The sequence below is a fragment of the Streptomyces anatolicus genome (assembly GCF_019400875.1).
GTDB classification, from domain to species: Bacteria; Actinomycetota; Actinomycetes; order Streptomycetales; family Streptomycetaceae; genus Streptomyces; species Streptomyces anatolicus.
Genome location: NZ_WMBF01000334.1, coordinates 1 through 6,979, shown reverse-complemented (window position 1 = coordinate 6,979; position 6,979 = coordinate 1). Strand labels below are relative to the sequence as shown.

General features: G+C 69.7%; 4 protein-coding genes and 1 pseudogene. 3 read left to right on the top strand and 2 right to left on the bottom strand.

What is annotated here, in order from left to right; translation table 11 throughout:
* Together GKQ77_RS23975 and GKQ77_RS23970 are read left to right on the top strand one after the other, a co-directional pair.
* Positions 1-1,468 (top strand): annotated as a pseudogene (locus GKQ77_RS23975) (sacsin N-terminal ATP-binding-like domain-containing protein); the annotation flags it as partial.
* A gap of 241 nt (positions 1,469-1,709) precedes the next feature.
* Positions 1,710-2,549: a calcium-binding protein gene (locus GKQ77_RS23970; protein WP_219691004.1), complete on the top strand. Its 840-nt coding sequence runs from the start codon at positions 1,710-1,712 to the stop codon at positions 2,547-2,549.
* 7 nt (positions 2,550-2,556) lie between these two features.
* On the opposite strand, the gene GKQ77_RS23965 is transcribed toward GKQ77_RS23970, so the two are convergent.
* Together GKQ77_RS23965 and GKQ77_RS23960 are read right to left on the bottom strand one after the other, a co-directional pair.
* Positions 2,557-4,959, bottom strand: a complete 2,403-nt coding sequence (locus GKQ77_RS23965) for a cation-translocating P-type ATPase (RefSeq protein WP_219691003.1) — start codon at positions 4,957-4,959, stop codon at positions 2,557-2,559.
* 117 nt (positions 4,960-5,076) lie between these two features.
* A complete protein-coding gene (locus GKQ77_RS23960; protein ID WP_219691002.1) occupies positions 5,077-5,334 on the bottom strand; it encodes a DUF2530 domain-containing protein in 258 nt (85 codons plus the stop codon).
* Between the two features lie 188 nt (positions 5,335-5,522).
* Between GKQ77_RS23960 and GKQ77_RS23955 the strand changes: the two genes are divergently transcribed.
* Positions 5,523-6,971 (top strand): NCS2 family permease, encoded by a 1,449-nt coding sequence (locus tag GKQ77_RS23955; RefSeq protein ID WP_219691001.1) that lies wholly within the window; start codon positions 5,523-5,525, stop codon positions 6,969-6,971.
* The last annotated feature ends 8 nt before the right edge of the window (positions 6,972-6,979 follow it).

Here is a 6,979-nt window from a genome sequence, read left to right as displayed (position 1 = left end):
GCTCGAAAAGCTCGGCGCGCTCCCCGCCACGCCCCGCGCCGTCCTGACCACCCCGCAGGTGCGCGCGGCCGTCGCCGCCTCCCTCGACGACGACACCTGGGACGAGGACGCCCTGGACGCCGAGGAGTTGGCGGACGTCGTGCTCGCCCTGGTGCGGGACGCGAATCTCGCGCCCGGCGACGAACCCTGGCTCGCCGCCCTCGCCCTGCCCGACGAGGACGGCGAACTGGCGCCCGCCGGTGAACTCGTCGTGCCGGGCAGCGACTTCGCCCAGGTCATGCGGGAAGATGAACTCGCGCTCGTGGAACACGAGTTGGCCGACCGCTGGGGCGAGCAGCCGCTGGCCGCCTGTGGGGTGCTCGCCACCTTCGCGCTCGTACGCGCCACCGATGTCGTCCTCGACCCGGACGAACTGGAGCCCCGCGACGGCGACTTCGCCGAGCCGGACGACGCCGGGCTCCTCGACGCCGTCGACGTGTGGTGCGAGGACCTGCTCGACCGGCTGCCGGACACCCCGGTGCCGCCGGTCGCCACGGAGATCGTCGCCGTACGGGACCTGGACCTGGTCGACGACGAGTGCTGGCCGCAGGCGCTCGCGATGCTCTCGCGCCCGCCGCTGCGGGACGCGCTGACGCAGCCGCTGCGGGTGCTGCTGCCCGACGGCACGACACAGACCGTCCGCTCGTACACGGCGTGGTGGCTGCGCGGCCACCCCGTACTCGACGGCCGCCGTCCCGCCGGACTGCGTGCGGAGGGCAGTGATCCGCTGCTGGCGGGGCTGTACGACGCGGCGGACGCGTCCGGGTTCGGCGACGAGCAGGTCCTGCGGGCTCTCGGCGTACGTACGTCCGTCTCCGCCCTCCTTGAGGAGCCGGGCGGCGCGGCCGAACTCCTCGACCGGCTCGCGGACCCGGAGCGGACCGTTTCCCCCGGCCAACTGCACGCCCTGTACGGCGCGCTGGCGGATCTCGACCCCGAGCGGGTCACGCTCCCCGACGAGCTGCGCGCGGTGGTGGACGGCGAGGTGGTGGTGGTCGACGCGGCGGACGCCGTGGTCGCCGACGCCCCGGACCTGCTGCCGCTGGCCGGTGCCGTGGCGCTGCTGCCCGTCGACCCGCGCAAGGCGGGCGACCTGGCGGAGCTGTTCCAGGTGCGCAGGCTGAGCGAGACGGCGGCCGTCGACCCGGCGGGCCGGGGTGTCGAGCGCGCGGTGCCCGAACCGGTGCGGATCCTGCTGGGGGCGACGACCCCACACTCGTACGTCGAACACGACGAGCTGATCGCGGGCGGTGTCGAGCTGGACTGGCGGCGCACCCCGGACGGCACCGTGCACGCGGCGACCCTGGAGGGCGTGGCGGCCGGTCTCGCCTGGGCGGCGGGGCAGTGGCCGCGCCGCTTCGAGGTGGCGGCGCTGCTCGAAGACCCCTCGCGGACGGCGGAGTTGGCGCGGGACCGCTGGTTCGACTGACGGACGGCTGGCGGCCGTTACCCGGAATGTCTGCTTCCGTCCCGTTGAATGTCTGCTTCCGTCCCGGCCAACGGGGTGGAAGCGGGCATTCCGTAAGTTGGTTGCATTTTCTTCAACCGTCGTACAACCGTTCGCCTTTGACGCGAGTCTGATCTTGCGAGTCAACAGACTCCTAGATCACTTGGTTCCCGCGTGAAGGCGTCACGCACCGTGGGAACCCCTTCTCCGACTGGGGAAACACATGCGCATCCGTGCCACCGTGGCCGCACTGTCCGGCACCCTGGCTCTGTCCGCACTCGCTCTCCCGGCCGCCCAGGCCGCCGACGGGCCGAACCTCCCGAAGCTCGACGCCCTGGTCGCCAAGGCTCCGGCCGACGAGGTCGAGGGCGACACCAAGATCACGAAGGTCACCGTCAACGGCGGCAAGGCCATCGTGCTCGGCACCACCGAGAAGAAGAAGTTCACCATCGATGTCACCGCGACCGACCCGGAGGGCATCTACGGCGCCGACGCCTTCCTCTGGCACGGCACGGACCTCGACAGCGAGAACGGCATCGACGGCCTGATGATCTCGGACGGCGACGCCAAGTGCACGGTCGTGAACGCGACCACCTCGACCTGCTCGGTCGCGATCACCGCCGACCCGAAGAGCGACTTCTACAGCAACATCGTGGCCGGCAAGTGGCACGTCGGCGCCTCGGCGATCGGCAAGGACGGCGACTTCATCAGCAAGGACAAGGCGCCCTCGGACGCCCGTGTCCTGCGCGCCGCCAAGCTCACCACCAACGCCTCCCCGGAGCCGGTCAAGAAGGGCAAGACCATCACGGTCACCGGCGCCCTGACCCGCGCCAACTGGGAGACCTACAAGTACGCCGGCTACACCAGCCAGTCCGTGAAGCTGGAGTTCAAGAAGAAGGGCTCCAGCACGTACTCCACCGTCAAGACGGTGAAGTCCGGCTCGAAGGGCGCCCTGAAGACCACCGTCACGGCCTCTGCCGACGGCAACTACCGCTACGTCTTCGCGGGCACGTCCACCACCGCGCCCGTCACGGCCACCAGCGACGCCATCGACGTCCAGTAGTCACGGCTCACGCCGGCACGCGGCGGTCCACCCAGCGGTAGATGACCTCGATGGCCAGCGAGGCCACCGCCGCGATCGCGACCGCCGCCCACGGCATCGTCGTGCCCACCAGCTTCAGCTGGAAGAAGTCCTGGAGCCAGGGCACGGTCAGCACGAGCAGGAAGCCGAGACCCATCGCGCCGATGAGGCCGACCCGCCACCACGTGTAGGGGCGGGCGATGATGGCGAGCACCCACATGGCGATCAGGAAGAGCGCCAGGGTGGCCGCGCTGGTCTCGGCTTCCCGCGCGCCCGCGCCCTCGTAGTGGTGCCGGGCCAGGAGATACGTCGCGAAGGTGGCGACGCCCGCGATGACACCGCCCGGGATCGCATACCGCATGACCCTGCGCACGAAGTGCGGCCGCGCGCGCTCCTTGTTCGGGGCGAGCGCCAGGAAGAACGCCGGGACGCCGATCGTCAGCGTGGACAGCAGCGTCAGATGGCGCGGCAGGAACAGGTACTCGACCTGCGAGCAGACCACGAGCAGCGCGAGGATCACCGAGTAGACGGTCTTGACCAGGAACAGTGTGGCGACGCGCGTGATGTTGCCGATGACGCGGCGGCCCTCGGCGACGACGGAGGGCAGCGTCGCGAAGCTGTTGTTGAGGAGCACGATCTGGGCCACGGCCCGCGTCGCCTCCGACCCCGAACCCATGCTCACGCCGATGTCGGCGTCCTTCAGGGCCAGTACGTCGTTCACGCCGTCGCCCGTCATCGCGACCGTGTGCCCGCGTGACTGGAGGGCGCCCACCATGTCGCGCTTCTGCTGCGGGGTGACCCGGCCGAAGACCGCGTTGTCGTCCAGGGCCCGCGCCATCTCGTCCTTCTCGGCGGGCAGCCGCCGCGCGTCCACCGTGTTCTGCGCGCCGGGCAGGCCGAGCTTGCCCGCGACCGCGCTCACCGAGACCGCGTTGTCACCGGAGATGACCTTGGCGGCCACGTCCTGCTCCTCGAAGTAGCGCAGGGTGTCGGCGGCGTCGGGGCGCAGCCGCTGCTCCAGGACTACCAGCGCGGTGGCGTCGGCCCGGTCCGCCACGTCCGGGTCGTCCAGGTCGCCGGCCGCGCGGGCGAGCAGCAGGACGCGCAGGCCCTGCTGGTTCAGCTCCTCGATCTCGGCGAGGGCCGGGTCGTCGTCGGGCAGCAGCACGTCGGGCGCGCCGAGCAGCCAGGCGGAGGCGGTGCCGTCGCCCTCGCTGAAGGAGGCGCCGCTGTACTTGCGGGCCGAGGAGAAGGGCAGGGACTCCGTGCAGCGCCACTCCTCGCTGTCGGGGTAGGCGTCGATGATCGCCTGGAGGGAGGCGTTCGGGCGCGGGTCGGATTCGCCGAGGGCGCCGAGGACCTTACGTACGTAACTCTCGTCGGAGCCGTTCAGCGGGCGCAGCTCGGTGACGTCCATGCCGCCCTCGGTGAGGGTGCCGGTCTTGTCCAGGCAGACCGTGTCGACGCGCGCCAGGCCCTCGATCGCGGGCAGTTCCTGGACGAGGCACTGCTTGCGGCCGAGCCGGATCACACCGATCGCGAAGGCCACGGAGGTGAGCAGGACGAGCCCCTCCGGGATCATGGGGACGATCCCGCCGACGGTGTAGGCGATGGACTCCTTGAAGTTGTCGTCCTTGACGACGAGCTGGGAGATGACCAGGCCGATGGAGGTCGGCACCATCAGCCACGTCACGTACTTGAGGATCGTGGAGATGCCCGAGCGCAGCTCGGAGTGGACGAGCGTGAAGCGGCTGGCCTCCTCGGCGAGCTGCGCCGCGTACGCCTCGCGGCCGACCTTGGTGGCGGTGAACGAGCCGCCGCCCGCGACCACGAACGAGCCCGACATCATCTGGTCGCCGGGCTTCTTGACGACGGGGTCCGCCTCGCCGGTCAGCAAGGACTCGTCGATCTCCAGGCTCTCGGTCTCGACGGCCTCGCCGTCCACCGGGATCTTGTCGCCCGGGCCCAGCTCCACCAGGTCGCCTAGGACGATCTCGGAGGTGGAGATCTCGGCGGCCCTGCCGTCGCGCCGCACGGTCGGCTTGGCCTCGCCGATGACGGCAAGGGAGTCCAGGGTCTTCTTGGCGCGCCACTCCTGGATGATGCCGATGCCGGTGTTGGCGACGATCACGAAGCCGAAGAGGCTGTCCTGGATCGGCGCGACGAAGAGCATGATCACCCAGAGCACGCCGATGATCGCGTTGAAGCGGGTGAAGACGTTGGCCCGGATGATCTCGGCGAGGGAGCGGGAGCTGCGGACCGGTACGTCGTTGACCTCGCCGCGGGCGACCCGCTCGGCGACCTCGGCGGCGCTCAGCCCCCGGGGCCGTCCCTCGGGCGGCGGGACGGGGTGGACCGGGTCGAGTTCGGCGCCCGCGTCGATATGCGTCATGCATTCGACGGTAAGGGTGGTGATGGGGCTTCACCCCTTGAATGCCCCAAAGATCCGACCAGGGTAGGACGGGGGCCGTCCCGTGGTCGTACGGGCCGCCGGGAGCCGGGTGACCTTCTACTGGGGCTCTGTGACCTTCGACCTCTTGATGGCGGCGTCGCGCACCCGTACGTACCAGATGCCGATGAGGCCGAGCCCGGCGCCGGCCAGGCAGGTCCACACCCACCAGGTCAGGTCCCGGTCGTCGAACCAGCCGTAGAAGGGGAGCTGGACGAGGAAGAGGACGAACCAGAGGATCGTGCCGCCGGTGATGGTGGCGACCACGGGGCCCTCCAGGGGCTCCGGCGCCTCGTGCTTGGGGGTCCACTTCGCCATGGCCCCAGCTTATGCCGGGCCCCTGGGCCCAGGTGACGGGCCGTCCCGCTCTTGCGCGGCAAGGGTCTACGCGCGGAGATAGCGATTTCCGCTTCATGTATTCATACTGAAACGGCTTATGAATGGCCGGTTGCTTTCGTACGAAAACACAAATTCGGCTCAGCTCATCACAGGTCACGAGGTTTTCCATGTCCCCCTCGGCCAGCGCCCCGGTCGACGCAAGCAAAGAGCCCCCGAAGCCCCCGCAGGGCGGTCTCGACGGCTACTTCAAGATCAGTGAGCGGGGCTCGACCCTGGTCAGGGAAGTCCGCGGCGGCTTCGCCACCTTCTTCGCGATGGCCTACATCATCGTGCTGAACCCGATCATCCTGGGCAGCGCGAAGGACATGTACGGGCATCAGCTCGACAACAAGCAGCTGGTCACCGCGACCGTGCTCACCGCCGCCTTCACCACGCTCCTCATGGGTGTCATCGGCAACGTCCCGATCGCGCTCGCCGCGGGCCTCGGCGTGAACACCGTCGTCGCCCTCCAGCTCGCCCCGCGCATGTCGTGGCCCGACGCCATGGGCATGGTCGTCCTCGCGGGCTTCGTCGTGATGCTCCTCGTCGCGACCGGCCTGCGGGAGCGGGTGATGAGCGCCGTGCCGCTCGGACTGCGCAAGGGCATCGCCATCGGCATCGGCCTGTTCATCATGCTGATCGGCCTCGTCGACTCCGGCTTCGTCTCGCGCATGCCGGACGCCGCGCACACCACGGTCCCGCTCCAGCTCGGCGGCGACGGCCACCTCAACGGCTGGCCGGTGCTCGTCTTCGCGCTCGGCGTGCTGCTCACGCTGGCGCTGATGGTGCGCAAGGTGCCGGGCGCCATCCTCATCAGCATCGTCGTCATGACGATCGTCGCGATGATCATCAACTCCGTCGCCACGGTGCCGTCCTGGGGTCTGACCACGCCCAAGTGGCCCGGCAACCCCGTCTCGACGCCGGACTTCGGGCTCGTCGGCGAGATCAGCCTCTTCGGCGGCTTCGAGAAGGTCGGCATCCTGACCGGCGTCCTCTTCGTCTTCACCGTGCTGCTCTCGTGCTTCTTCGACGCGATGGGCACGATCATGGGCATCGGCGACGAGGCCAAGCTGACCGACGCCAACGGCAACATGCCCGGCATCAACAAGGTGCTCTTCGTCGACGGCATCGCGGTCGCCGCGGGCGGCGCGTCGTCCTCGTCGGCCACCACCTGCTTCGTGGAGTCCACGGCGGGCGTCGGCGAGGGCGCGCGCACGGGCCTCGCGAACGTCGTCACCGGCGGGCTCTTCGCCGTCGCGCTCTTCCTCACGCCGCTCGCCACGATGGTCCCCTCCCAGGCGGCCACGCCCGCGTTGCTCGCGGTGGGCTTCCTGATTCTGTCCGGGTCCATTCGGCAGATCGACTGGAGCGACTACACGATCGCGATTCCCGCGTTCGTGACGATGCTGATGATGCCGTTCACGTACTCGATCACCAATGGCATCGGCATGGGGTTCATCACGTTCACCGTGCTGAGGCTGGCGGCGGGGCGGGGGAGGGACGTTCCGGCTGCGATGTATGCGGTGTCGGGCGTGTTCGCGTTCTATTACCTGATGCCCGCGTTGGAACTGACGTAGGTCTGGCG